This is a genomic window from Vagococcus xieshaowenii (assembly GCF_004792515.1).
Lineage (GTDB): Bacteria > Bacillota > Bacilli > Lactobacillales > Vagococcaceae > Vagococcus_A > Vagococcus_A xieshaowenii.
Genome location: NZ_CP038865.1, coordinates 50001 through 76982, shown reverse-complemented (window position 1 = coordinate 76982; position 26982 = coordinate 50001). Strand labels below are relative to the sequence as shown.

At 36.2% G+C, this 26982-nt stretch carries 20 protein-coding genes (1 of these 20 cut by a window edge); 7 read left to right on the top strand and 13 right to left on the bottom strand.

Features of this window, described 5'->3' with window-relative positions; translation table 11 throughout:
* Positions 1 to 53 precede the first annotated feature (53 nt).
* A complete protein-coding gene (locus E4Z98_RS00345; protein WP_135255127.1) occupies positions 54 to 1703 on the bottom strand; it encodes a putative polysaccharide biosynthesis protein in 1650 nt (549 codons plus the stop codon).
* A 204-nt stretch (positions 1704 to 1907) separates the two neighbouring features.
* Here E4Z98_RS00345 and E4Z98_RS00340 point away from each other — a divergent pair, with 204 nt between their 5' ends.
* Genes E4Z98_RS00340 through E4Z98_RS10010 form a run of 3 tightly spaced genes read left to right on the top strand, consistent with a single transcriptional unit; the run spans position 1908 to position 3891 of the window.
* Positions 1908 to 2948 (top strand): M42 family metallopeptidase, encoded by a 1041-nt coding sequence (locus tag E4Z98_RS00340; protein ID WP_135255128.1) that lies wholly within the window; start codon positions 1908 to 1910, stop codon positions 2946 to 2948.
* 5 nt (positions 2949 to 2953) lie between these two features.
* Positions 2954 to 3691 (top strand): alpha/beta hydrolase, encoded by a 738-nt coding sequence (locus tag E4Z98_RS00335; protein WP_135255129.1) that lies wholly within the window; start codon positions 2954 to 2956, stop codon positions 3689 to 3691.
* Between the two features lie 23 nt (positions 3692 to 3714).
* Positions 3715 to 3891 (top strand): hypothetical protein, encoded by a 177-nt coding sequence (locus tag E4Z98_RS10010; protein WP_167790968.1) that lies wholly within the window; start codon positions 3715 to 3717, stop codon positions 3889 to 3891.
* A gap of 47 nt (positions 3892 to 3938) precedes the next feature.
* Here the strand turns inward: E4Z98_RS10010 and E4Z98_RS00330 are convergent, their stop codons facing one another.
* The 9 genes from E4Z98_RS00330 to trhO form a co-directional block, all read right to left on the bottom strand.
* The gene (locus tag E4Z98_RS00330) at positions 3939 to 4514 is read right to left on the bottom strand and encodes a GNAT family N-acetyltransferase (protein ID WP_241856699.1); all 576 of its coding nucleotides are present in this window, start codon (positions 4512 to 4514) and stop codon (positions 3939 to 3941) included.
* Positions 4515 to 4604: 90 nt separating this feature from the next.
* A complete protein-coding gene (locus E4Z98_RS00325) occupies positions 4605 to 5393 on the bottom strand; it encodes an MBL fold metallo-hydrolase (protein ID WP_135255147.1) in 789 nt (262 codons plus the stop codon).
* A 43-nt stretch (positions 5394 to 5436) separates the two neighbouring features.
* Positions 5437 to 6276, bottom strand: a complete 840-nt coding sequence (locus E4Z98_RS00320; RefSeq protein WP_135255130.1) for a two-component system regulatory protein YycI — start codon at positions 6274 to 6276, stop codon at positions 5437 to 5439.
* Positions 6266 to 6895: a two-component system activity regulator YycH gene (gene yycH / locus E4Z98_RS00315; protein ID WP_135961149.1), complete on the bottom strand. Its 630-nt coding sequence runs from the start codon at positions 6893 to 6895 to the stop codon at positions 6266 to 6268. Before yycH (E4Z98_RS00315) ends, E4Z98_RS00320 begins: the two co-directional genes overlap by 11 nt.
* Positions 6888 to 7589 (bottom strand): two-component system activity regulator YycH, encoded by a 702-nt coding sequence (yycH, locus tag E4Z98_RS00310; RefSeq protein WP_135961148.1) that lies wholly within the window; start codon positions 7587 to 7589, stop codon positions 6888 to 6890. The genes yycH (E4Z98_RS00315) and yycH (E4Z98_RS00310) overlap by 8 nt, the downstream gene beginning before the upstream one ends.
* Positions 7580 to 9400: a cell wall metabolism sensor histidine kinase WalK gene (gene walK, locus E4Z98_RS00305; protein WP_135255132.1), complete on the bottom strand. Its 1821-nt coding sequence runs from the start codon at positions 9398 to 9400 to the stop codon at positions 7580 to 7582. The genes yycH (E4Z98_RS00310) and walK overlap by 10 nt, the downstream gene beginning before the upstream one ends.
* 10 nt (positions 9401 to 9410) lie before the next feature.
* Positions 9411 to 10115 (bottom strand): response regulator YycF, encoded by a 705-nt coding sequence (yycF, locus tag E4Z98_RS00300; RefSeq protein WP_135255133.1) that lies wholly within the window; start codon positions 10113 to 10115, stop codon positions 9411 to 9413.
* A gap of 72 nt (positions 10116 to 10187) precedes the next feature.
* Positions 10188 to 12335 carry a HelD family protein gene (locus tag E4Z98_RS00295; RefSeq protein WP_135255134.1) on the bottom strand — a complete coding sequence of 716 codons (2148 nt, stop codon included), beginning with the start codon at positions 12333 to 12335 and terminating at the stop codon, positions 10188 to 10190.
* Between the two features lie 227 nt (positions 12336 to 12562).
* Entirely contained in the window at positions 12563 to 13528 is a 966-nt protein-coding gene (trhO, locus tag E4Z98_RS00290) for an oxygen-dependent tRNA uridine(34) hydroxylase TrhO (RefSeq protein ID WP_135255135.1), read from the bottom strand.
* A 183-nt stretch (positions 13529 to 13711) separates the two neighbouring features.
* Here trhO and E4Z98_RS00285 point away from each other — a divergent pair, with 183 nt between their 5' ends.
* Positions 13712 to 14137 carry a NusG domain II-containing protein gene (locus tag E4Z98_RS00285; RefSeq protein ID WP_135255136.1) on the top strand — a complete coding sequence of 142 codons (426 nt, stop codon included), beginning with the start codon at positions 13712 to 13714 and terminating at the stop codon, positions 14135 to 14137.
* 41 nt (positions 14138 to 14178) lie between these two features.
* On the opposite strand, the gene E4Z98_RS00280 is transcribed toward E4Z98_RS00285, so the two are convergent.
* Both E4Z98_RS00280 and E4Z98_RS00275 read right to left on the bottom strand, forming a co-directional pair.
* Entirely contained in the window at positions 14179 to 14748 is a 570-nt protein-coding gene (locus tag E4Z98_RS00280) for a GNAT family N-acetyltransferase (protein ID WP_135255148.1), read from the bottom strand.
* 140 nt (positions 14749 to 14888) lie between these two features.
* On the bottom strand, positions 14889 to 16157 hold the full coding sequence (locus E4Z98_RS00275) for a 3D domain-containing protein (protein ID WP_135255137.1): 1269 nt from the start codon (positions 16155 to 16157) through the stop codon (positions 14889 to 14891).
* A gap of 153 nt (positions 16158 to 16310) precedes the next feature.
* On the opposite strand from E4Z98_RS00275, the gene E4Z98_RS00270 reads away from it, so the two are divergent.
* Both E4Z98_RS00270 and E4Z98_RS00265 read left to right on the top strand, forming a co-directional pair.
* Complete coding sequence (locus E4Z98_RS00270) at positions 16311 to 16790, top strand: nucleoside 2-deoxyribosyltransferase (RefSeq protein ID WP_135255138.1); 480 nt, start codon at positions 16311 to 16313, stop codon at positions 16788 to 16790.
* Between the two features lie 127 nt (positions 16791 to 16917).
* Entirely contained in the window at positions 16918 to 17622 is a 705-nt protein-coding gene (locus E4Z98_RS00265) for an MgtC/SapB family protein (protein WP_135255139.1), read from the top strand.
* Positions 17623 to 17709: 87 nt separating this feature from the next.
* On the opposite strand, the gene E4Z98_RS00260 is transcribed toward E4Z98_RS00265, so the two are convergent.
* Complete coding sequence (locus tag E4Z98_RS00260; RefSeq protein ID WP_135961147.1) at positions 17710 to 25983, bottom strand: SpaA isopeptide-forming pilin-related protein; 8274 nt, start codon at positions 25981 to 25983, stop codon at positions 17710 to 17712.
* A gap of 308 nt (positions 25984 to 26291) precedes the next feature.
* On the opposite strand from E4Z98_RS00260, the gene E4Z98_RS00255 reads away from it, so the two are divergent.
* A protein-coding gene (locus E4Z98_RS00255) for an ISL3 family transposase (protein ID WP_135961146.1) crosses the window boundary here: on the top strand, positions 26292 to 26982 show its 5' portion. Its footprint extends 506 nt past the window's final position; 691 of the gene's 1197 nt are visible here — the first part of the coding sequence; it begins with the start codon at positions 26292 to 26294; its stop codon lies off the right edge, out of view.

The following is a 26982-nucleotide window of genomic DNA, read 5'->3' as shown; positions in this document are numbered from 1 at the left end:
AATTTATGACTAAAAAAAAGGAGCCTTGCCACTAGTGCACGCTCCCTTTAAGGTTATCTAATATTTAATTTTCTTCTCAATCCACTCATACGACTGCCTAATAACTTGTCGGCTAAGCGTAGTTTTAATACTAAGTAGGTATAAATCGCGCCACCTACAGCCCCTACAACAGCGACAATAATAAACGCTTGTCCTTTAGTTGTTGGTGATATGAAAAGATAAAGTAATTGTTGAACTAGATAAGCACCTAGTAACATCACCAATGATAAAATCGAAATCAACAAGGTCCTTCTAAACGTCAAACCAACGGCAAAATGCGTCATTTTATAAATCTCGTAAATCGTCAGTCCACTCGCTACTAAAAAACCTACCGCTGTCGCTAAGTTAGGACCATATGATTCTAAGTAATAAATGAATGGGAATTGACAAATTAATTTGACCAGTAGACCCACTACTAAGAAGCGAATCGCTTTATTATTACCATAAATTCCTTGAAGAATGGAAGATGATAAAATATAAAACCCTAAAATCACCCCGACATACGTTGCTTGTCTTAATAACGACGCGCCTAAATCATCTGTGCGATAGAACACCGTGTTCAACTCATCTGATAATAAGATCATACCAAATGTTGAGGGAATCATGACAAAGAAAAATAGTTGAATATTATCACTTAATTGTTTAGCTAATTCTTTAAATTTCTTCTTCGTATACAGTTCGGTAATTAAAGGTAAACCTGCTACTGCAAGTGACGTAGCAATCGAAATTGTAATCATCGTTAGCTTGTCCGGGTTACCACTAAATAACGTAAATAATTTTTCTACTTGCTCTGTTGTATAATTCGTATAACTTCCCAAGAAACGTTCAAACGTCATCTGGTCAATTAATTTAAAAATAGTAATCGCTGATCCGATAAAGATAAACGGAATAGCTTCCATCACGATTTCTTTGATTAATTGATTAGGTTTAATTTCAATTTCATTACGACTATTGGCTTCTAATTCTGCCAAACGTGGCATATATTTCTTGTAAAACCACAATAGTAACAACAACGCAAATAGTGACCCAACAAAGGCTGCTAGCGTTGCATGTGTTACGGCACTAACATAATCACCTGAGCCTATTTTCATAATGACATAGGCTGTCACCAGAATGTATGCCACACGTGCAATTTGTTCAACAACTTGCGATATTGCAGACGGCATCATGTCTTGATTCCCTTGGAAAAAGCCACGGAACGCACTCATGATTGGGAAAATCAACACCGCCACGCTCAATGACTTCATGACAGGAATTAAATCCTTATTACCACCCGAAAGACTTGCTAAAAGAGGTGATCCAAAGAACATAAAGGCTGAGGAAACCACACCTAACATCCCCATAACCATTAACGTCCGCTTAAACAATTCTTTACTCACATTGTATTCATTCAATGAGTTGTATTTCGAGATTTGTTTAGCAATCGCGCCTGGTATCCCTGCTGTTGAAACCATTAAGAATAATGCGTAAATATTGTATCCTTTTGTAAATAAATTATTGGCTAATTCTGCTTGTTGTCCCATCCATAAATACCACGGAATGATATAAATCGCTCCTAGTAATCGAGACGCAAAACTTCCTACTGTCATCCAAGCAGAGCCGCGAAGCATCTTCTTCTGTGACTCTTCGTTTAACTGGTCATAGTTCTGTTTTTGAACGTCCATCTACACCCAACTTTCTAAATGTCTATACTTACTAAATTGTAATCGTATTTATAAATGAATGCAATCTTTTGTTTATGATTTAACTCCAGCTTAAATGTTTCGAAAAAAATTATAAAAATAAAACAAATTTTTTATCATTTCATTCATCAATTGGCGATTTCTTTGTTATCATAAAGGTACTAACTTTAGAAAGAAGATGATATTATGACTGAAAATACCATTCAATTAGTAGAAAAATTAACCAATATCCCCTCACCTACTGGGAATACCAAAGAAATCATTCACTATCTAAACGAACGTTTAATCCATTTAGGTTACAAACCGACACTCAATCGTAAAGGAAGCTTAATCGTGACCGTTCCTGGAAAAAATACTGAACAAGAACGATTTATTACAGCTCATGTTGATACATTAGGCGCAATGGTTCGTGCCATCAAACCAAACGGACGCTTAAAATTAGACTTAATCGGTGGCTTCCGTTATAACTCTATCGAAGGAGAATATTGTACGATTCATACACAAAATGGCCAAACCTATACCGGAACTATTTTGATGCACCAAACAAGCGTCCATGTATACGCAGACGCTGGAACTGCTGAACGTAATCAAGCCAATATGGAAGTGCGTATTGACGCAAAAGTGACGACTGCCGATGAAACACGCGCTCTAGGCATTGAAGTTGGTGATTTCATTAGTTTTGATCCACGTACTGAAATCACACCAAGTGGTTTTATTAAATCTCGTCACTTAGATGATAAAGTCAGTGTTGCTATTTTAATTAAATTCCTTGAAAAATTAGTTGATGCTGATGAGGACTTACCTTATACTACTACCTTCTTCATCTCAAACAATGAAGAAATCGGTTATGGTGGAAACTCAAATATTTCTGACAAAGTCGTTGAATACTTAGCCGTTGATATGGGGGCAATGGGTGATGATCAACAAACCGATGAATACACCGTCTCTATTTGTGTTAAAGATGGCAGTGGCCCTTATCACTTAGGCTTACGAAACCATCTCGTTAACTTGTGCAAACAAGATGACATTGGCTATCAATTAGATATTTATCCATTCTATGGTAGTGATGCTTCGGCGGCTATGCGTGCGGGAGCTGATGTCCGTCACGGCTTACTAGGTGCCGGAATTGAAGCAAGTCACGCTTTTGAACGTACGCACCAAGAATCTATTGACGCAACAGAGCAATTAGTCACTGCCTACCTGTTTAGTCCTCTAAGTGAGGCCTAATTTAGATGAAAAAAGTTATCACTATTATTATTAGCTTACTCGTACTAATTGTTGCCGGATCGGCACTTTACTTAAATATGTCCACTTATTCCGCTGATCCATCTGTTGCCACCATGATTAAGGACAATCAGGACTCAGTGAACGTGCAAGAAGATAAACTTGCTTGGGTAGTAACACCCACTAAAAAACAAGTAACAACTCCTGCTGTCATTTACTATCCCGGCGGTTTAGTGAAGCCTGATAGTTATGTGCCATTTGCTATTGCGCTTGCCAAACAAGGGTATCCTGTCTATATTGCCAAAATGCCGTTAAATTTAGCCGTTACAAACGCTAATAAAGCCGATGACATTATTAATGCTTACACATTAACAGACGTTGTCATTGGTGGGCATTCTTTAGGTGGTACGATGGCAAGTCGCTACGCCAATGCGACACCTAATAAGCAATTAAAAGGCGTCTTCTTCCTCGCTAGTTATCCCGATGAAAAAGGCGAATTAAAAACAAAAGACTTACCCGTCCTATCTATCAAAGGTAGCCAAGACGGCGTACTAAACTTAACTAATTACGAAAACGCCCGTGACTTTCTACCTTCCAATACCCACTATGAAGTTCTTGAAGGCGGCAACCATGGTCAATTCGGTCGTTATGGTGAACAAGATGGTGATAATGACGCCTCTCTTTCTGCGGATAAACAATTAGAACTTACGTCTCAACTAATGATTGATTGGCTACAAACGCTCTAATAATCGCTCAAGGAGGACTTATTATGACCATTGAACGTTTTATCACGTTATTCTTTTGCTATATGTTTTCTGTTTTAATGACACTTTTGGCAGTCAAAACATTTAAATGGCAATCTTTTAGCGCTAAACTTATTGGAATGAGCGTGATAGGCTTTATTGCGTTAAGTATTCCACTAGTTATCCTAACATTAATGAAATAAACATAACCCCCAGCAAAGCTTAGCTTAAGCCTTACTGGGGGTTATGTTTATTTTAACGCGTGATAATCATCTATCGTTAAGCAATAAATAGCTACTGTCACATTTTTTCCTTTATGAATCATGTAATTTGGAAAAATGCCAACTGGCTGCATGCCAATTTTTTCCATCACACGACCGGAGTTTGGATTATCTATATCATGAATAGCACTAACAACATTCAACTTTAGCTGACAAAAGGCTAACCACAGTAGTTGTTTGGCAGCTTCAGGCACTAGTCCTTGTCCCCAATAGTTTTTTGACAACGTATAACCAATTTCTGCTTTACGATTTTTTTCGTCAATATTTTGCAAATCAATCGTCCCAATCATTTGTTGGGTTTCCTTCAAGACAATCGCATATTTACCTAAGCTGTTATTGATAAAAAATTCGGCAATTGCCTGTTGGGTTTCTTGAATTGATTGATGAGTTGGAAATACAAACTGACTAACCTCTTCGTCACTTGCATAGTCATACATAGACGCCGCATCTATTAAATCTACTGGACGTAACAATAGACGCTCTGTCTCCATAAAGCGATGTTCTGCTAAATGTAACGCCATGCTCTTCACTGGTGGTATTGACATACTATCCCCTCCTAATAAAAATGGTTTAGCGCTATTATGACACAAACACACAAAAAGCACTAGCAATTGCTAGTGCTTTTTGGCATATGATTAAATGGCGAATAAAGCTGTCGCGTAATCTGGATCAGTATCATATAATTGGACTTTTTTAATGGTATCAATGTCATGAACTTGAAGGGTATGATTCATCGTCATATGAGCTAATTCTTTGATATTGTTTTCACGGCTTAAATGCCCTAAAAATAATTTCTTGGTTTTATCACCGATTAACTCTGTCATAACTAATGCCCCATCTTCATTTGACAAATGACCTTTATCACCTAGAATACGCTGTTTCAAATGCCACGGATAGTTTCCCATCCGTAACATCTCTACATCATGATTGCTTTCAATCACATAAGCATCCGCATTTTTTATTGTTCCTTTGATACGATCGCTACAATAGCCAGTATCCGTTAAGACAGCAAATGCTTTATTATTGCGATGGAATTGATAAAATTGCGGGGCAGCCGCATCATGCGACACACCAAAACTTTCAACATCAATATCTCCAAACGTTAATGTTTTTCCCATTTCAAATAAATGACGATGATCTAGTGCGATGTTTCCAATATTTTTTGCCATCGCTTGCCACGTTAGTTCGTTAGCATAAATATCAATCCCATACTTACGTGAAAGAATTCCCACACCCTTAATATGATCCGTATGTTCATGCGTCACAAAAATAGCATCTAATTCGTCTGGTGTACGATCAATTTCCGCCAGCAAACTGGTAATTTTTTTTCCACTTAAACCAGCATCGACAATCATTTTCTTTTCCGGTGTTTCTACATACACACAATTACCGGTACTACCACTGGCTAAGACACTGACGTACATCCCTGTTTCTTCACTCAATTGTTAAAACCTGCTTCCTACATTCTTAATTTGCCGTCACATCGGAGACATTTGTTGTAATAATTGTGTTAGAAAAAGCATTAACCTTTTCTATTTGTACTTTGTCTGTTCCTGTATTGACCCACACAAACCAAACAGGCAAATAAATATTTTTCTCATCAACAGAAAAAATATGTGTATATGCTAGCACTCGTTCGCCAATTTTACTACGCTCAGGTAGTTTGCTGTTAACGTAAAGGGTTGCGATAGCTTCTTGCTCACTAATAACCGTTTGTTTTTCACGTAATTGTTCAATGTTAGCAATATGTGTTTGTGTTAAACTACTTAGCTGATACGTTGGAGTAGGACTTTTGATTTTTTCGTAATTAACGGTTACTGCACCACCATCATCGTAAAAAGGAATCCCTTGATACTCTTGCGTAAAGTAGAGCGCTGGCGTCTTACCTGTTAATTTCTTACGATACGTATAATCTTCTCCAAATGCAATACCATTGTCTGATTTCAAAAATCGGCTGGTTCTCTCAATTAAATCCTCATCTGAAAAAGATAAGTGTTCGACTGTGCTTAAATCTCTCGTAATACTCTTACCTTCTGGATCATTTTCTATAACAGATGAGATTTCTTTTACGGCTAAAGCAGCCAAATCAGAAGAGATACCGCTTAAATAATAAGCTTCTTTTGATTTGGTTGACAGTGTGCCACTATATTTAATATTTTCCTCGGCTAAGCGTTCTTCTATTTGCGCTAAATCTCCTAGATCACTTAACTTTTGACTACGTTTCCCTTGAATATAGGTTGTCCCTAAGAAAATATTTAACACGAAAAAGGTAATTAGAAAAATAATGGATACACGTTTAAAATCCATTAATAATCTCCTCCTTTTCACCTAATTGAATGACGGTTTCTACCGTCTCCCAAGCGCCTTTATACTTGATATACCATTCAGGCGTTAGATTAACAATTTGTTTATCTTGTGCTTGTTCGTTCAACCATGTGTAACCAATTTGCATACCTGAAATCCATTCAAAGTTAACACCTGCTAATTGCAATTGTTCGATTACTTCAGACGGTTTCGGTACGTCCACCTCTTCATCTAGAGGAATCGGCACTTGAATCGCATTTTGATTCATCTGCATGACCGTATGTTGGGTGTTTTCAGTTATAATGACGCGTCCACGATCAAAATCACTAAAAATAGGATAACCTTCTACATATTGTCGGTAAACAACTTGAGTATCATTTGTTTCAAAATAATGCACCGTTCCAATTACTTTTCCTAGTTTATTCAAGTAATGAAACGTTCGATCATAAACCCCTTCAGTAGGTTTATCTATCTTGTCATCCGCTACTGTCTCCTTAGGATCTTCAAATTTGATAACACCCGTCTGATTTTCAATCGCTAATGACTGACCATTTGACGTTGAAAAATATAAATTCTTACTCGCATCATCAGAAGGAATAACATCTTGTCCTGGATCAAACAATAAATTTGAAAAAAACGGAGTAAGCTTGAGTTTCTAAGATGTAACTATATTTTTTTAACTTAATATCTGATGTAATGTTATAAAACACACGATCATTGTAATTATTTTTACTTTCTACTTCAAAATAATCCGTATGTTCATCTAAAATCAAATCGCGAAAGCCAGCCAGACTCCCTTTATACGATGTCGTCCAAATACTACTATCTTCATCATTCAAAAAAGAGACACGCTGATGTTGATAGTCTAATATCAAACGATTAAACATGATTGTGTTATCTGCTGCTAATTTAAAATCAAAAACAGAAAGAAAATAATGTAACAATAATTTATCTGAAAACATCAGCTCAATGGTTCCTTTTCTAGAAAGAAACGCTTGATAGTCTTCTATTCCGTTGATGGGTTCTTGTTTAAGAAGATCATAGTCTAGCTTACTTAATTCTTCTGTTGCTTTTTGCATGATGCTCTCACGATTTGTATAAAGTAATTCATCATCTGGTAAGTGACGAACTAACCTCACTGGAACAAAGACCTCTCTAGGATCAAAAGCTTTGATGGTTGCCGTGACATTGTCAGTATAATTTCCTACCGACGTGCGACTTGATTGTGCCCAGATTAAACTCGACAGAAAAATACTAAGACCTATCATTGCCACTAACAAAATACGAACAAGTTTATATGACCAGTTTAATCCCATAAATCTTCCTCCTCCATCGGTACATATGGTAATGAAATGAAGAATGTGGAACCTTTACCTTCTTCACTTTCTACCCAGATGGTTCCACCATGGCTTTGAATAACTTCTTTTGAAATCGCTAATCCTAGACCTGATCCGCCCATTGCGCGTGAACGGGCTTTATCTACTCGGAAGAAGCGGTCAAATACACGGCGTAAATCACGGCGTGGAATTCCCATTCCTTGATCTGAAATGCTGATGATCACATTATTATGTGTTTCTAATAGACTACACGTAATTTGTCCGCCATCTGGTGAATATTTGATGGCATTATTCATAATATTATCAAACACTTGAATTAGCTTATCTGAATCAGCTTCGACCCAAATCGTACGCCCTGTAAATTCACGCTTGATCGTATAATTAAGGTTCTGACTCATCATCATCATCTCAAAACGTTCAATGACAAACCTAAACATTTCATTTAAATTAATTAATTCTTTTTGTAAAACAAGTTTTTTATTATCCATCCGTGATAATTCTAGTAAATCAGTGATCATTCGAATCATACGGTCGGTTTCTTCTAAACTAACATTAATAAACTTAGGTGCTAACTCTTTACTTTGCCAAGCGCCATCAGATAGCGCTTCTAAGTAACTTCTCATACTCGTTAAAGGGGTGCGTAATTCATGAGACACGTTCGATACAAATTCACGACGTTCACGCTCACTCTTTTCTTGATCGGTGACGTCATGTAACACACATACTAATCCACTTATAAAGCCTGATTCACGGCGAATCATCGCAAAATCGGCATTCAATATCGTATGTTCGTCTTTATCGTCTATGATATCAATCAAACGTTCATTTTCTTCTTCAACCAATTGACGGAATGTATAACTTGGATCAATGCCAAGTAAATCAACGATATTTTTAGTTAATGCTTCCTCAGGCGTGGTGTCTAATAATAACTGTGCCATTTCGTTAATAATAATTACTTTACCACGTCGGTCAGTAGCGACCACCCCATCGGTCATATGGGATAGCACCCCATCCAATCGGTGACGTTCAGACTCTAATGTTTCATGGGCTTCTTTGACGTGATCAGACAATTCATTAAAGGTTTCTCCTAATAAGCCTAATTCGTCTCGCCCGTAAACATCTACTTTCACCGAGTAATCACCATTAGCGATACGTTTGGCTTGTTGTTGCATCTCGCCAATTGGTTTAGTAATGCCTCTTGCGACTAATATGGCAATCGTCACTGAAATGCCCATTGCAATCATTGACGCAGTAAAGAAAATCAAGGTAATGTTGCTGATTTCTTTGTACTTTGCTTCTAAATCACTTTTTACATAGACAGCTCCCATAACGGTCGTTCCTGAAGGTGAGTAAATTTGCTGATTTTTACGATAGACACGTTTGCCTGTGACCGCATCTTTTTGTTCAATTCCTTGCTCATTTACATTCGTTAAACTACCATAATCATTCTTTTTTCCAACGTCATTTTGATCCGTAATTTCGCTAGTTGCGCGAACAATCCCTTTTTCATCTATGACACGAACTTCTAAGATATCGTTCTGAACAAAATCATTCACCAAACGTTTCAAATTAACATCGTCATCTTCTTCAGAGGATAATTCACTGCTCAAATTAGCAGCTAATTGCTCCACTTGAACATCCACATTTGTTTTGAAGTTCGTAATGGTGGTTTGTTCTAATTCACGAATAAAAATAGCTCCGATGATTTCTACTGATACAAGTAACAGCAAGACAAACACCAAAGCTATCTTAAAATGAACAGACTGGAAAAAATTAATCTTTTTTTCCATTTCTTAACTCCTAGTCTTGTTCTGGATTTCTTAAATAATAGCCGACGCCTCGACGTGTAATTAACCACGTTGGATGACTGGGACTATCTTCAATTTTTTCACGTAAACGACGAACCGTTACATCAACTGTACGAACGTCACCAAAGTAATCATAACCCCATACTGTTTGTAACAAGTGCTCACGGGTCATCACTTGACCAATATGTTTAGCCAAATAATGTAGTAATTCGAATTCACGATGTGTTAATTCAATTTTTTCACCACGTTTAGACACCATGTATGCTTCTGGATGGATGGTTAAATCACCAATTTCTAATTCATTGGATTCGTCTTCTTCTTCCTTAGCACTTGTTGTACCTTGACGACGTAGATTGGCCTTCACACGCGCAGCTAATTCACGATTAGAAAACGGCTTTGTCACATAATCATCCGCTCCTAGTTCTAACCCCAAGACCTTATCAATTTCTGAATCTTTTGCTGTTACCATAATGATTGGCATGTCATGATTTTTACGTACTTCACGGCATACTTCTAGCCCATCTTTTTTGGGTAGCATTAAATCAAGCAAGATTAAATCTGGCTCAACTTCTTCTACACGCTCAAGAGCTTCTTCTCCATCGTAAGCGGTGTAAACCTCATATCCTTCTTTTGTTAAATTAAACTTCACAATATCCGAAATCGGTTTTTCATCATCGACTACTAGAATCTTTTTCATTAATAGAACCTCCTTCTTTAACAAGGCTTTCCTAACCATTATACCCTATTTCGCTTCAACTTAAAAATAATTCTACACAAGGAATGTTGAGGGCTCTTTAATATATGGTAAGTACAATTCATGCATTGCACGAGAGCTTGCTGTGTATAAAATATTTAAGTCACGTTGTGTCTGATAATGTGTCGCTGACACATCATGAACAATGACACGGTCAAACTCTAAGCCTTTAGCCAAATGAACGGGCATAATTAATGTTTTAGTAGAAAAACTCATGCTTTCACCATCAGCCACTAAACGACTTTCATTTTTATCAGCTAACGCTCGCGATAATTTAATAGCTTCTTCACTGTCTTTGGTCAAGATAACTTGACGATAATTTGCTTGACGGCTAGCCACCATCTCATCTAAATACGCTATGTAAGCTGCTTCATTTTCAAATCCTTGTTGAACAGGCTCTTTCCCTGGACGATCGATTACTTCAATCCCACTTGCCTCTCCACCTGCTAAATGCTTCATAAAGTGACTAATTGGACCACTTGAACGGTAAGATTTTTTTAGCTCACGTAATGTCACATTATGACCCGTTGCTTCAAAAATTTCTTGAATCCGATTGAATTGTGTTCCTTGACGGAAAATTGACTGTAACCCATCCCCTACCAAAGTAAAGTTCGCTTGATGGAACAATTGTGATAAATAATACAGTTGGGCTTCACTATAATCTTGGACTTCATCAATGATCATATATTTCACACGACGCTCATCTCGTTTACGTAACAATAAGTGGCTTAAATACGCATACTCTGTGGCTTGATCAAGTGATAACGGCGCTTCTAAAAACTCACCCGTTGCACGTTCATAATGCGATTCAACATCTAACCATTCATAACGATTAATACGACCACGGACTTTTTGGAAACGTTTGGTTAACACTTTAAACGCAATTTTTTCTATATTATCATCTTCATTCCCTTTCATACCTTTAGGGAATAACATTTTGTATTCTTCATTAGACATATTTTGGACTTCATCACGCCAGTAAGGTTTACGACTTTCTTCTGCGATATATGTTTGTACGTACTCACTTAGTTGTTCACGTAAGTATTCCAGTTTACGATACATAGCAGTTTCTTCTGGCAATGCCATCAACATTTCTTTCATCCAACGTTTAGATAAAACTACATCATTTTCACGCATTAAATCTTTGAACACCAAATCTTCAACTGATAAAGCCGCCACATGTGCTTCGATCTTTTTCATGTTTTCTAGACTATTGGTACGTTTATGGCTTTGTAGTTGTTCTTCCATATTTTCAATATTTAATGTACGTCCTTGATTTTTGATTAAATCACGATACGTCATCTGGCGTGGGTTTTTCTCACCTAAACTTGGTAAAACTTCTTCAATATACTTACTAAACATTGGGTTTGGTGATAATAATAACACTTGCTCCGGTAATAAATCATCACGGAAACGATAAAGTAAAAAGGCGATACGTTGTAAGATGGTCGAAGTTTTCCCACTTCCGGCAATTCCTTCGACTAATAAGACATCACTCTTTGTATCACGAATGATTTCATTTTGTTCCTTTTGAATCGTACTGGTAATATCTTGTAGCTTTGCACTTGATTCTTCATTTAACACTTGTAATAACATCGGGTCTTCAATCGCGGTAGTCGTATCGAAGAAATCAATTAATTTATTACGTTCTACTTTCATCTGACGACGATTTTTTAAATCTACTGCTACTTCTCCCATGGGTGCTTCATAACTAGTAGTTCCTATATTATTAGCATAATATAAATTTGCAATCGGTGAACGCCAATCATAAATATATTGTTCGTGCTCCTCATCTGTGAAGCCCGCCACTCCAATATAAAACTGTTCTACTTCCGTTTCTTCTGGATACTGGACGTCTAACTTCGCAAAGTAAGGTACTTCTAATAATTGCGCAATATTATTTTTTTGTCGTTCTAACCAACCACGTTTATAGTTAAGTTGAGCCAATTCTTGATTTTTTTGTTCAACTTCAATTAATGATTCAAAATTATCTGCAACAGAGTCGTTATTAAAACGTAAGTCATCTGATAAACGTTTAATGAAATCTTTTGAATTTTCGTTTGTTTCATCTGATTCTGATATAACTTGTTTTTGAGTTTCCAACAGTTTTCCATAAACAAAATCTAAGTAATCTTGTTCTAGTTGCCATTCGTTATTTTTCAAATTAAAACTCCTCCTAGTTCATTCGTGACAAATAATTTTACGTGTAATCTGAGTAAATGTCAAACATTTGTTCTGTTTAGACTTATTTGATGAAAGATTGCCTCTTTTTATTTCGCCTTCTGATCGCTTCATAAGAAACAAAAACTGTTTATTGTTATTTTCTCTCGCAAAAAAGCATTCAATCGTCCTAATCGACACGATCGAATGCTTTTTTGATTGTTTTAAAATTAAGCGACTGTTTCAGGACGTAAGCTTTCGCCGATTGCTGCTAAGCGAGCTGCCCATTCTTCAGTTGTTAAGTTATTTTCTTTTACGTAACGGTTACGTGGGTGGTTACGACACTCTTCACAACAACCACGTACGTATTTATCTTCATTTTCTTCTGATGTAATGATTTGGCGGTTACATGCTGGATTTGCGCAGTTCACGTAGCGCTCACATGGCTCTCCGTCGAACCAATCTTTTGCGATAATGGTTGGACTTACACGGTTAACTGGTACCGAAATACGCTCATCAAACACGTACATCGCGCCATCCCATAAATCACCTTGAACTTCTGGATCACGACCATATGTCACAATACCATCTTTTAATTGACCAACATCTTTGAATCCTTCGCGAACTAACCAACCTGAGAATTTCTCACAACGAATACCACCTGTACAATACGTTACCACACGTTTATCCATGAATTGTTCTTTGTTATCACGAATCCATTGAGGTAAGTCTCTAAAGTTACGAATATCCGGACGAACAGCACCACGGAAATGACCTAAATCATATTCATAATCATTTCGTGCATCAATAACAACCGTATTCTCATCTAAAATAGCCTCACGGAATTCTTGAGGAGATAAATATGCCCCTGTTAATTCATGGGGGTTCACATCGTCTTCAAGTTTTAATGAAACGATTTCTTCACGAGGACGAACGTGCATTTTTTTGAATGCATGTTGTTCGGCTGGATCAACTTTAAATAACGTTTCTTTAAAGCGAGGATCTGCATGCATTAATTCCATATACTTCTCAGTATCAGCCACTAAACCAGAGACTGTTCCGTTAATTCCTTCACCTGCGACCAAAATACGACCTTTTAAATTTAATGATTTACATAACTCTAAATGTTGCTTTGCAAATTCTTCTGGGTTTTCAATTGTAACATATTGGTAGTACAACAATACTTGATAATTCATACAACGCTTCCTTCCTTTTTAACCATATCATTTGCCATGATAAAATAGAAAAAAAGGAATGTAAATGAATATGCTTGACTGTTTTTTCACAAACTTTAATTAACATTTTCCATCTTTCATTATTTTTTTGTGGATTTTGAGGTATAATAAATAAATAAGTATTGGGACAAAGGAGGAAACAACATGTCACTATGGAATGAATTAAAAAAACAATATCGTTACATGGATGGAATTATAATCGGACTATTAATTATTCTGTCTTTTGTCCCAATGGTGGTCTTTGCTTATACAACGAACGACAAAGATTATACAGACGGACAAACTGAAGCCATTATTACTATTAACGGCAAGGAAGTCGATCGCTTTACCTTATCAAAAGATACACCTCATCAGGAGAAGACTTATCATCCAACTGATAAACAATATAATATTATAGAAGTAGACGGTACACGTATTCGTGTACGTGAAGACAATAGCCCAGATCAAATAGCCGTTAAAACTGGCTGGATTGAAAAGCCCGGACAAGTTAGTATTTGTTTACCCCATAAATTGATGATTGAAATCAAAGGCGTCATCAACGAAGAAGATGAAATGATTATTAGCTACTAATACTGCGGATGCCTTTATCAAAAAAGATTGGAACTAAGACATTAATTTGTCTTAGTTCCAATCTTTTTTTGCATATGATGGTATAAATGACCACTTAATGTCATCTCACCCACAGTTTTAAATCCCATTTTTTCATATAATTTTTCAGCTTTTGGATTTTGTAAATCAACATTCAAGCCAATCACCGGATAATCACAAAAATCAGGTAACGCGGCTAGCAGCTGGGAACCAATCCCTTTACCACGTTGATCATCTCTGACAGAAATAGTATCTAAATACCACTCATTCTTTCCTACTTCAGAGTCAACAAATAATTTATCCTCAGATTCAATTCCAAAGGCTTCAAAAAAGGCTTCTAACGGACGATCAATACAGTTTTCTTCTATATCACGGTAACCAAAAGCAACCCCAACGACTTCTTTGTCTTCTTCAGCGACTATCGCGCGATGATAACTATAACGATAATCTTGCGTTTCAAATCCTTTTTTCAACAATTCGATCGTCGTTTGTTCCCCATATTTATCTAAAAAAGGAAGTTCCATATCTTTTAATATTACCATAATCAAGGGAATGATTTGGTCCCTATCCGATAACGTTGCTCGTCTAATCATCATTTAATCTCCTTTTTATACATATTATCTTCAGTCTATCGATTACTTAGCAACCTGTCAAATTAAAAAGGAGCCATGACAAAAGTTTGTCATGGCTCCTTAATTCTTGAAAATAAACGATTTTATCACACCATCATGTCTTACATAACCGTGAAATAAATAGCGCGACGTCCAAAATGAATGGCATCCGCCTCATTTGAGAAGAAGATATCAATAATATTCCCGTGAACAGCGCCACCTGTATCTTCAGCTCGGTAAACTCCATTATATTGCGGCATACTTGGCACAGTGATTTGAACCAGTGAGCCTAATGGAATCGTACTTGGATCAACTGCAATGGTTCTACCAGGAGTTGGTACTGTTCCTGTTGCTGTTAAATTACCCGTTGCCAAATACGCGGTTGCTTGTCCAGCAATCCCTTGAGAAACAGATGGTTTTTCTGGTTCTGGTTGAGGTTCTGGATCAGGTTGAGGTTCTGGTTTTGATACTTCTGGTTCTTTTGATGATTCTTGTTGTGGTGCGGTGTCTGTCGTATTTGATGTCTCTTTGTCACTGCTTGGCTCTTTTGGCGCTTGCGTTGTAACATTTGATGACTCTGAACTAGACGCTTGTGATGACGTGCTTTGTGATTCAGTGACACGACTACTTTCAGTTGATTTTTTAGCGACCTCTGCTTCGGCTTGCTTAGCTGCTGCTTTTTTTGCTTCTTCTTTAGCTTTTGCTTCGGCAGCTGCTTTTTTAGCGGCTTCTTCTTCCGCTTTTTTGACAGCTTCAGCTGCTGCGCGTTTTGTTGCTAATTGTGTCAACAACTCTTTATTTTCTTCATAGGTTGCTTGTAAGCTTGAAACCTTTTGATCCAATTCTTGTTTTTCTGTTTTCACAGAAGCTTGTTGCTCTTGTAATTCTGTCTGCGTATCTGCTAAGGTTTTTTCTAAACTTTCTAATTTTTCTTGCTCAGAAATTAAAGCCGATACTTTAGAATTTTCAGCCCCTTGAATCACCGATATTGCATATAATCGTGATAAAAAGTCTGAAACGTTTGAAGCCGATAAAATAGCACCAAAAGAATCTAATTGGCTACCATTTAATTGCATCGTTTGAAAACGTTTAGCTGCAGTATCTTTACGTTTTTCAATCGTAACCTTTGTTTTTTCAATGCTTACTTCTGTTTCTTTAATGGTTGCTTCTGACTTTTTAATTTTTTTATCTAAATTAGCTAAAAGCGTATATTTCTCGTTCACTTCTGCTAGCGTTTGATTAATATCGTTATCAATCTGTTCTGCTTTACTTTGCGCTGCTTCTTCTTGTTGTTTAATGTCTGAAATAGTATCAGCATTCACTGTAAAAGAAAAACTACTTGTCAATAATGACATCAGCGTAATCGCAAGTGTAACTTTCTTAATCTTCAAATAATACAACACCTTTCATTATCATACGTGTTATTCGTACTCTCTATTATACTAGTATTTAGATGTTTTAATGTAACAAACACTTTACAATATATTACGAAATGGTGTAGCTTAATAGTAAATGATACTAAAATTTAATAGGAGTGAAATATTATGACGACATCTGTTTATTACGCAGCACCCCTTTTTTCAAATATGGAGCGACAATACAATGACTATTTAGTTAAACAATTACGCCAACATTATCCTGACGTAGCTTTCTATGTGCCTCAAGAACAAGGAGATATTAATGATAAAAGCCAATATGCTGATTCTAAGAAAATTGCCCAATACGACACTGATGCGTTACTAAAAAGTAACGTGATGATTGCCGTACTTGACGGTGCCACCATTGACGTCGGCGTTGCCTCAGAAATTGGCGTTGCTTATCAAGCAGGCATTCCTATTATTGGTTTATTTTCAGATAGCCGACAACAAGGGGCGGATAATCAAGAAAAAATCACCGCCTTACAAGAAGTAGCAGAATCACAATTCCCTTATGCGAATCTTTACACTATCGGATTGATTAAATTAAACGGATTAGTTGTCTCAACAGAAGAGGCATTTATTGGTGCGCTTAAACATTACATTTGATTATTTAATACCCTTTAAAAAGAGCGCAACTATTATAGTTGCGCTCTTTTTAGAACCTTAAATTGGTTTTTTTATTTTTTATGATGTTATAATAACTACATCTATTAATTAAGAGAGGATCAAAAAAATGCTTGTCACTATGGATTATTTGGAAATTACTAAACGATTATTATTAGCTATTATTTTATCAGGAATCATCGGGTTTGATCGTGAATATAAAAATCGACCGGCTGGCGTGCGAACACATATCCTTGTGGCAGTTGGGGCTTGTGTCGTTGCACTTATCCAAGAACAAATTGCCCTTGAAACTGTGGACTATATCAAAAATAATCCCAGTCTAAGTGGTTCTCTTAGCCTTAACCAAGGTCGACTAACTGCTCAGGTAATTAGTGGTATTGGTTTTCTAGGTGCTGGTACAATTATGGTAAATAAAACATCCGTCAAAGGACTGACCACTGCTGCTTCAATATGGGCTGTGGCTTGCTTAGGCATTGCTGCCGGTGAAGGTTTTTATGCTATCACATTAATTGGCTTTATGGCTGTTATTTTGGTTTTAACCGTATTAGAACGTATCATCAGAGTGCCCGTATTAAAAATATTGGAAATTGATTATACCGGTGATGACACCGTTAAACATGAACTCGTTGCGTTTCTAAAAAAAGAAAATATTGAAATTAGAAATGTTAACTATCATATTTGCCAAGAAGATCATCAAAAGGTCTACAAATTACTATTAGAGCTCGAATGTGCGCCAAATATTAAAGCCATTGATATTATCGACCACCTTGCGGATCATCCACACGTTACCAAAGTTATGCTTGAAGATTCATAAAAAAACCATAAGGGAATTCTTTTCATTTAAGAAAATCCCTTATGGTTTTTTATTTGTATCTTGTTCACCACTGAGTGGTGAATCAATCTATCGTTTATAACGATAGATTGATACGCCACTTGTAATAGCGATAACTCCCAAACCTAATACAATTAAGGCGTTCATAGAACGTTCATTTGTTTTAGGTAAAGATTTTGTATAATCAATGCCTTTTAATTCAGGTACTAATTGATTATGGAAACTTGTGAATGAATTTAATGGTGTGACACTATCTTCTATTATCACTTTAGACGAAATCATTTCGTCTTCTGTTGTCATTTCACCATTAACTACTTGATCATCCATCACAGATTTTTTAGAAGCCATCGGTCTACCTTTGACTTCTTCATTAACAGGTATGACCGCTTGATTTTTAAACATTCCAATCAATACTTCTTCAGGTTCACCTGATGCTACTGATGAAATCGTAAACGGCATCGGTGTGTCATCTAACATAAATCCTTTCGGTGCTTCTGTTTCTATTAATCGATAATTACCAGGGGCTAAATTAGCTACTAATACTTCTCCAGCGTTATTAGATACTAGATCTGTTCTTAATGGGGTTGGTTCAATCAATCCTAACTCACTCACGCTATATAAACTAAAACGTGCGCCAGCTAGTGGATTGCCCATTCCATCTGTCTTCATTAATTTGGCTCTTCCTTGATAATTAATCAACGCATTACTTGAAACAAGGGTTGGCTCTCCTTCTGACACATCTTTCACTTCAACCTTCACGATATCAGTATTTCGTATGTAACCAGTTGGCGCTTGTGTTTCAACAAAGGCATACATACCTGGTGCTAAATTATCTACTTGTGCTTGTCCTTGTTCATCAGTTGTTACATTTGTTGCAACAGCAGTTGAAGCAAGCTCACCTTGTGCTGTCATCTCATAAAGATCAAATACCGCATTGTTTAATGCCTCAGCATCAGCATTTGTTTTATTGATTTGAACACTTCCTCTATAATTTACTAATTCGCCACTTAACACAACGGCTGGTTCACCTTGGGCCTTATCTACGATAGCAAATGGCATTGGTGTGCTATTCGTAATGTAGCCTGTTGGGGATTGAACTTCGATAAATTGATAGTTACCAGGAATTAAATTCTCAGCAACAACGTTTCCTTCTTCATCAGAAACTAATTTTTCTATTACTATTTCTGATTGCTCATTAACTACTTGGAATTCAGCTCCTGCTAAAGCTTGACCTTCTGAATCAACCTTCGTTAACGATGCAGTTCCTTGATAGTTAATAAATGAATCTAACGTTATGGTTGCTGGTTGACCTTTAGAAACACTTGTCACTTCAAAAGATAATTCTTCTTCGTTTAATAAGTAGCCTGCTGGGGCTTCTGTTTCTTTGAACAAATATTTACCTGGCGCAAGATGTTCAACAGAAACTTTGCCATCTTCATTGCTCACTACTTCTTCTTGTACAATCGTTCCTTCTTCATCTAGAAGGGCAAATTTAGCACCAGTTAATGGTTGACCTTGTTTGTCTATTTTGGTAAAAGTTACTTCACCTTGATAGTTTTTGTAATCTTCCAATTCAATGACTGCTGGTTTCCCTTCAGCTTCTGACGGAATATTAAATGATATAACCTCACTATTTAATAGATAACCGGCTGGCGCTTTTGTTTCTTGGAAGTAGTATTCGCCTGGCGCTAAATCGGATACGCTCACGAGACCTTCTTCATTAGATGAAACATTTTCTGCCACTAATTGCTCGTTTGAATCAAATAAACTGAAGACTGCTTTTTCTAAGCCTTGACCTTGTTCATTGATTTTCTTAAAGCTGACATTTCCTTGATAGTTAATCAAGTTAGCCACTTTAACGACCGCTGGTTGACCGGCGGTACTTTCTTCAATTTCAAAAGGTACTTTTTCAGTATTTAATAAATAGTGTTCTGGGGCTTTTGTTTCTTGGAAATAATAATGACCTGGGGCTAAATCTTTTACGACTACGTTCCCCTCTTGGTCAGAAACTAAGTTCATTTGAACGGCTGTTTCTTTGTCATTTTCATTGTATACAGCGAATTCTGCTCCTACAAGTGCTTCGCCTTTTTCATTAACTTTCGTTAATTCCGCAGATCCTTTGTAGTTTTTCATTTCTCCAACAGATACAACCGCCGGTTCTTGGGCATCGCTTGAGACAATTGTGAACGCTACTTTATCTGTGTTACGAATGTAACCGGCTGGCGCTTTGACTTCTTGGAAGTAATACTCGCCTGGGGCAAGATGTTGAACCCTTACTTTGCCGTCTTTATCAGAGACTACGTTCGTTGTTGCGGGTTTGCCCTCTTTAGTGTAAACATCAAATATGGCTTTGGCTAACGGTTCACCGGCGGCATTAGTTTTGACTAATTCGGCACTTCCTTGGTAGTTCTTAATCGCATCACTTAACGTTACAACTTCTGGTTCACCGGCGGCTTTGTCACTAACTTCAAATGTTAAGGGTGTTGTTAGTAATACATAACCGGCTGGTGCTTTTGTTTCAACTAATGAATACTGACCTGGCGCTAATTGTTCCATAATAATTTGGCCGTCTTCATTAGAAACGATGTTTTCTTTTACTAATGTGTCTTTGTCTTTAAACAGGTTGAATGTCGCATTCGCTAATTTTTTCCCGTCTTTATCTGTTTTATTAACAACGATAGTCGCTTGATAATTTTTAAATGTATCTAGTTTAATCGTTGCGGGTTTACCTTTGGCAGAGTCTTCTACCTTAAAGCTTAATTTATTCGTATTTAATAAATAACCGGCTGGCGCTTTTGTTTCTTGGAAGTAGTATTCGCCTGGCGCTAAATCGGATACGCTCACGAGACCTTCTTCATTAGATGAAACATTTTCTGCCACTAATTGCTCGTTTGAATCAAATAAACTGAAGACTGCTTTTTCTAAGCCTTGACCTTGTTCATTGATTTTCTTAAAGCTGACATTTCCTTGATAGTTAATCAAGTTAGCCACTTTAACGACCGCTGGTTGACCGGCGGTACTTTCTTCAATTTCAAAAGGTACTTTTTCAGTATTTAATAAATAGTGTTCTGGGGCTTTTGTTTCTTGGAAATAATAATGACCTGGGGCTAAATCTTTTACGACTACGTTCCCCTCTTGGTCAGAAACTAAGTTCATTTGAACGGCTGTTTCTTTGTCATTTTCATTGTATACAGCGAATTCTGCTCCTACAAGTGCTTCGCCTTTTTCATTAACTTTCGTTAATTCCGCAGATCCTTTGTAGTTTTTCATTTCTCCAACAGATACAACCGCCGGTTCTTGGGCATCGCTTGAGACAATTGTGAACGCTACTTTATCTGTGTTACGAATGTAACCGGCTGGCGCTTTGACTTCTTGGAAGTAATACTCGCCTGGGGCAAGATGTTGAACCCTTACTTTGCCGTCTTTATCAGAGACTACGTTCGTTGTTGTGGGTTTGCCCTCTTTAGTGTAAACATCAAATACGGCTTCGGCTAACGGTTCACCGGCGGCATTAGTTTTGACTAATTCGGCACTTCCTTGATAGTTCTTAATCGTATCACTTAACGTTACAACTTCTGGTTCACCGGCGGCTTTGTCACTAACTTCAAATATTAAGGGTGTTGTTAGTAATACATAACCGGCTGGTGCTTTTGTTTCAACTAATGAATACTGACCTGGCGCTAATTGTTCCATAATAATTTGGCCGTCTTCATTAGAAACGATGTTTTCTTTTACTAATGTGTCTTTGTCTTTAAACAGGTTGAATGTCGCATTCGCTAATTTTTTCCCGTCTTTATCTGTTTTATTAACAACGATAGTCGCTTGATAATTTTTAAATGTATCTAGTTTAATCGTTGCAGGTTTACCTTTGGCAGAGTCTTCTACCTTAAAGCTTAATTTATTCGTATTTAATAAATAACCGGCTGGCGCTTTTGTTTCTTTGAAGTAGTATTCGCCTGGCGCTAAGCCTGAAACAATCACTTTACCTGCTTCATCTGACACTAATCCTTCTTTAAGAGGTTCAAGATCATTTCCTTCACGATAGACAGCGAATTCTGCTTTTGATAATGCGGATCCTTCTTTAGATTCTTTAATAAACGTTACCTCTGCTTGGTAGTTAGTTAATGAACCTGCAGAAATTGTTACAGGACCTTCTTTTTCAACTGATTCTGGAATAACAAATGATACTTCTTCTGTATTTAATACATAACCAATTGGCGCTTTTGTTTCTTTAAAATAATATTCGCCTGGCGCTAAATTGGTTACTGATACTTTCCCGTTTGCATTTGATTTTAAATCTGTTTTTACTGGTTGTTCATTTCCTTTTTGATAGACAGAAAATACGGCATCAGATAATGGGGTTTCATTAGCATCCATTTTGATTAATTCTGCTGCCCCTTGGTAATTTTTAAACGTTACCGTTGGAATTGTTTGCGTGCCATCATTATTCACTTTGATTTGGAAATTTTTATTCGCCTCATTACGAATATAACCAGTTGGTGCTTCAATTTCTTTTACATAATAGTTGCCTTCTGGTAAATCTTCTACTGTTACTTTTCCATCCGTTACCTTCACAGCTTCTTTTACTACTTTATCTGTTCCTTGTTCGTATATTGCATAAACAGCTCCATCAATTAACTTACCTGAAGCATCCTGTTTTTGCAGAACTACTTTTCTTAAGCTATTACTAACCGTAAATTCTTTAACTAAACCATTTTCTGCAACGTTTAATTCAAAGGTCTTTCCTTTTGCATATTCTGAAGGAATCACAAAATTATTAGGTGCTTTCACTTCTTTTAATACATAAGTCCCTGAGCGCAAGCCACCAAATACTAATAAACCTTCTTCACTTGTAGATCCTTCACGTAATTTTACGCTTTGATCTTTATTCCATAATTCAAATAGCGCACCTGATAATACTTTCTTATGATCATCTTGCTTTCTAATTTGAATACCGCCACGTATGCCAGTTCCTGTCCCGCTTCCGCCTGACATTTGAACTCTAGTAGCCGTTTGTCTTTGTTCTTGAATCACTTGGTTATTATTGCCTTTGACAGCATATTTATTTCCTATATCAGCTGAACCACTCACATCAATATATGTATCATATTCTAAAATATATGGCACATTAATTTCAGCATTAAATAATAAGGTAAATGATTGTTTACCGGTACTTTGTTCTGTGTTAGTTGTTAGTGTGTATAAGTCTTTTGCTTCTTCAGCCGTTACCAATGCACCTTTAGTTATCTTTCCTTTTGCATCTAAAGAGGCTTTATATAGTTTAAAACTATCTGCTAATAGAACCGTTCCTTCACCCAACTCATCATCTAATTGATAATCATTTATTTTTGAGCCTGTAGGGTTTAATTCTATTTTCCAACTAATGTTATTACCATTTTGTTTACCTGATTTATTAGCAAAAAATAAACCATCTTCTTTTACCGTAACTGTTTTATCCAAAGATGTTTCTTTATCATCATTCAATACTTTAGCATTGTTAATGATTTCTTTACTATTAACAATATCATTAACAAATTTAGATTTGAACTCAATCCCAATTGTTGTATCTTGAGGATTTTTATACTCGCGATTAAATACAACGTTTAGCGTATTGTTCGTGTATTCGAAGTGATACTCCTCTTTGGGAATTTCTGTTCCTTTTGTTAATTTTTGACCTGTTGCGTCAATATTATAATGAAAAACACTTAATGAATCTGGGACATATTCTTGAGAATCGTCTAATTTGTCGATGATACTGTAACCATTTTTCAAATCAACTCGTGCATAGTTAGTGAAAATTGACCACTTAATCGTTTTATCAATGGCATTATATTCTCCAAGTTTTGTACCATTTGTTGCCAAGTAATTAGAAGGTGTTGTATCAATTTTACCCGTGTTACTCTCATAGTTCGTTTTTCCTTCTGCCCATTTGATATTCATAGCATTACTATATGTCGCATAAGGTGCTTGACTATTTCTTTCAAAATGAGTTTGATAGCTTAAAGAAAATATTTTATTCGTTGAAGCATAATCATTAATAAAGCTAAGAACAAATCCTCCTGGATGACCCGGTGTTGGTTCTGTTACTGATAATGTATAATCTTTATTTCGCTCTAATGTTTTTCCTGAAGCTTTTTCTTTCAATACAAGTGTCCCTTCTAAAAGGCTAAGACCGTCTCCAGAAAACGTATCGGTAATCACTAAGTTATCCATTAAATAGCCATTACCATTCAAGGTAGCTGCCCATGAAATAGTTTTATTGGTAACATTATGACCCGTTTTTTGTTTCACTACCCCTTGCTGACTATAAACACCTTCACTACCATCTGTCTTTTTAGTTCCTGTTGTTACATTATTATTAACAGCCCCATTAGCCGTTATATTTCCTGTTAATTTAGTTTTATATTTAATTTTGTATGCTTCAACAACATCTTGTTTGAATGTTACCGTGAAGCCATCCGTTGCTTTATTTAATGTATATAAATTCTCACTTAAAGGTGTTTGGCTGACTGTTGCTTTACCTGTTTCATTTATTGTAACAGGATAAATAGCAAAATTTTCTAATGTCATCTTGCCAGCTGGTGTCCAAGTATCGGTAATCACAGCTTTCTCTTTATCAATCTTTTTACCACCATAATTGTAATTGATTTCCCAATCAAGTGTTTGTTTTGATGCATCATAGCCGGTTTTATTTTTATCTAGCTCTTTACCGTATGTTGTAGATACAGTCGAAGTAGCTGATTTTGTTTGTCCGTTGTTAGTTAATTGTGCTGAATTTTTAAACGACTTAGATCCTTCAATATCAGTAGTTAAATCAATTGCTGTTTGATAAACCAATCGATAAGCTTGATACTGTTCTGCTTCTGACAAATTATTAAAAACAATTTGTGGATTATTCTTACTATCTAATGTTACGGAATATTTACTCTTATCAAGAGCTTGTCCCTGTGTTTTATTTCCATCAACTTTTATATCTAATGCATAAACGACTAAAGAGTCCTTCACATAATTCATACCACTAGGGATGGTGTCTTTAATAACAGGGTTAACTAATTGCGTTAATTCTGTGTTGATGTCTACCGTCCATGTAGCTTCTTTACCGTTGTATTGACTATCAATTGCTCCCTCTTTATTGATAGCATTACCTTTTTGAGGTTTAAAGTAAACCATTACTTCATGTACATCTTCACCAATTGGTATTTTATACAAGGTTTTAACATTTTCTGTCGTAACTGTTTGATTGAACCATGTTTGAACTTCCATCGTTCCACTTACTCGATCAGCTTCAACTAATTCATCAAAAAACATTGTAACATGTCCATTAGGTTGTACCGTAAATGTCCCATAAGTTCCATTATCACCTTCTAATGGAAGTGGTCCTAATGTTGCCGCTAATCTTAAGATATTAGGTAAGTTAAATTCATAGGTATCACCTTTACTAACCTCTAAGCCATCTGGAATATTCCAATCCATGCTAATTTTCATTTCTTTATCAATATCTGCTGGATTTTCTGCTGTAAATTCATTACCTTTTAAATCTGTTATTTTGATGTCAGTAATTAAATTTTCTGTAATCGATTTTTTCTTAAGCACTGTTGCTCTTATGTTCTTTTTATTCTCAACATTCACATGAGCATTTTTCGTTTCTGTGGATGTTTCTGTCTGACTTTCTTCTGTTGCTTCACTTATTGTATCTTCCATCTGCATTTCTGTTACTTTCGTTGATTCAGTCATTGAATCAGCTGTTTGTTCTTCAGTTTCTTGAACTGATTCATTCGTTGTTGTACTAGTTAATTCTTTATCTTCCTCAATAATAGTTGACGCTACCTGTTGATCTTCTTGAGTACTCTCTTCTGAAGAGTCAGCTAGTGACGAACTCATCGTAGTTGATACTGTTTTCTTTGGTATATTAACACGTTCAATTACTTTAGCCGTTGAATCTAATAAACTAATTGTCTGTACTTCTTTTGAATCGTATGTAGCTTTAACAACAAACGAGAAAGCTTCTTGTCTATCTGTTGTATAGTGTAACTTCATTTTGTTATTGTCTATTATTTCGACATTATCAATCGGTTTATTAACTTCATCGATTGCTTTTATTTCTTTAATACCTGAGAGATTAAATTCTTGAGTGACTTCTTCTCCTTCAGTATTTTCTGATTCCCCCGATAGTTTAATAATTACTTCATTATCCGTTTGTTCTATCAGTGATAAATTGTTTACGACTGAAAACTCTTTAGATAGCTCTTCAGCCACAACAGTTCCTACTGGTAGAATGTTGTTAACAATCAAGAGAATGACCATCAAAAAACTATAAACTTCTTTTTTGTGTGCAAAATGCATTTCTAAACTCCCCTAACTTTTTTCTACATATAAAATGAACAATATAACAACTGTTATATTGTTCATTTTATATACTAACGGTATAGAGAGGACAATTCTAGTTCTAGATTTGCACATGGTCATGACTTTTATGAATAAAGAAATAGTTCATTTTTCTTGCATTTCAGCCTGTTTATATATCAATATTATTTAATATAACACTCATTTATTAATCAACTAAATACAATACTTGTTAAAAGATAGCTACGAAATAACGTCTATTTAATGATTAAATACAAAAATAGGACTGTAGAAAGAAAAAAGATGTTCTGGCTTATATTATTGAAGGTGTATTAACCTATCGCCCGACTTGCTGCGAAAAATGTGGTGAACTAGATAGCTCAAAAATCGTTAAAAACGGATATAGAACGACCAAAACACAATTACCGCCCTTTAGAAATAGACTGACGTATCTAAAGCTGCATCGTTCAAGATTTCGTTGTTACACCTGTGGTGCTACTTTTATCGCCTCAACACCTATCGTTGAACGCAATCATCATATTTCCCGTGAATTAAACTATCAAATCATGATGGAATTAAAGCGTATTGTATCTCGTAAAGATATTGCGGAACGGTACTTTGTTTCTGATGTAACTGTGTTACGTATACAAAGAGAGTTAGCTAAACAACGGACAATTAACTACAATCACCTACCAAGTATTCTATGTATTGATGAATTTAAATCAATGAAATCATGTGAAGGCTCTATGAGCTTTATTTGCGTTGACGGCGTTAGGAATAAGCTGTTTGTCCTCTTAGAGGACAGACGATTGGAGAAGTTGGCTAGTTATTTCATGAAGTTTTCTCTTAAAGTACGCAAATCCGTTAAATACTTAGTCATGGATATGAATGGTAGCTATGCGCAACTAATCAAGAAAGTTTTTCCTTGTGCTGAAATTGTCACGGATCGTTTTCATATTGTACAACACATTAACCGTAGCTTTAATCAGTTACGTATCA

Bases quoted from the DNA above. Each gene is read 5' to 3' on its own strand.
- E4Z98_RS00335 (WP_135255129.1), top strand. From the start codon at position 2,954: ATGAAAAAAGTTATCACTATTATTATTAGCTTACTCGTACTAATTGTT.
- E4Z98_RS00320 (WP_135255130.1), bottom strand. From the start codon at position 6,276: ATGGATTTTAAACGTGTATCCATTATTTTTCTAATTACCTTTTTCGTG.
- E4Z98_RS00280 (WP_135255148.1), bottom strand. From the start codon at position 14,748: ATGATTAGACGAGCAACGTTATCGGATAGGGACCAAATCATTCCCTTG.
- trhO (WP_135255135.1), bottom strand. From the start codon at position 13,528: ATGAATTATCAAGTATTGTTGTACTACCAATATGTTACAATTGAAAAC.
- E4Z98_RS00265 (WP_135255139.1), top strand. From the start codon at position 16,918: ATGCTTGTCACTATGGATTATTTGGAAATTACTAAACGATTATTATTA.
- yycH (WP_135961148.1), bottom strand. From the start codon at position 7,589: ATGGGATTAAACTGGTCATATAAACTTGTTCGTATTTTGTTAGTGGCA.
- E4Z98_RS00330 (WP_241856699.1), bottom strand. From the start codon at position 4,514: ATGTCAATACCACCAGTGAAGAGCATGGCGTTACATTTAGCAGAACAT.
- E4Z98_RS00270 (WP_135255138.1), top strand. From the start codon at position 16,311: ATGACGACATCTGTTTATTACGCAGCACCCCTTTTTTCAAATATGGAG.
- walK (WP_135255132.1), bottom strand. From the start codon at position 9,400: ATGGAAAAAAAGATTAATTTTTTCCAGTCTGTTCATTTTAAGATAGCT.
- E4Z98_RS00285 (WP_135255136.1), top strand. From the start codon at position 13,712: ATGTCACTATGGAATGAATTAAAAAAACAATATCGTTACATGGATGGA.
- E4Z98_RS00260 (WP_135961147.1), bottom strand. From the start codon at position 25,983: ATGCATTTTGCACACAAAAAAGAAGTTTATAGTTTTTTGATGGTCATT.
- E4Z98_RS10010 (WP_167790968.1), top strand. From the start codon at position 3,715: ATGACCATTGAACGTTTTATCACGTTATTCTTTTGCTATATGTTTTCT.
- E4Z98_RS00345 (WP_135255127.1), bottom strand. From the start codon at position 1,703: ATGGACGTTCAAAAACAGAACTATGACCAGTTAAACGAAGAGTCACAG.
- E4Z98_RS00325 (WP_135255147.1), bottom strand. From the start codon at position 5,393: ATGTACGTCAGTGTCTTAGCCAGTGGTAGTACCGGTAATTGTGTGTAT.
- yycF (WP_135255133.1), bottom strand. From the start codon at position 10,115: ATGAAAAAGATTCTAGTAGTCGATGATGAAAAACCGATTTCGGATATT.
- E4Z98_RS00340 (WP_135255128.1), top strand. From the start codon at position 1,908: ATGACTGAAAATACCATTCAATTAGTAGAAAAATTAACCAATATCCCC.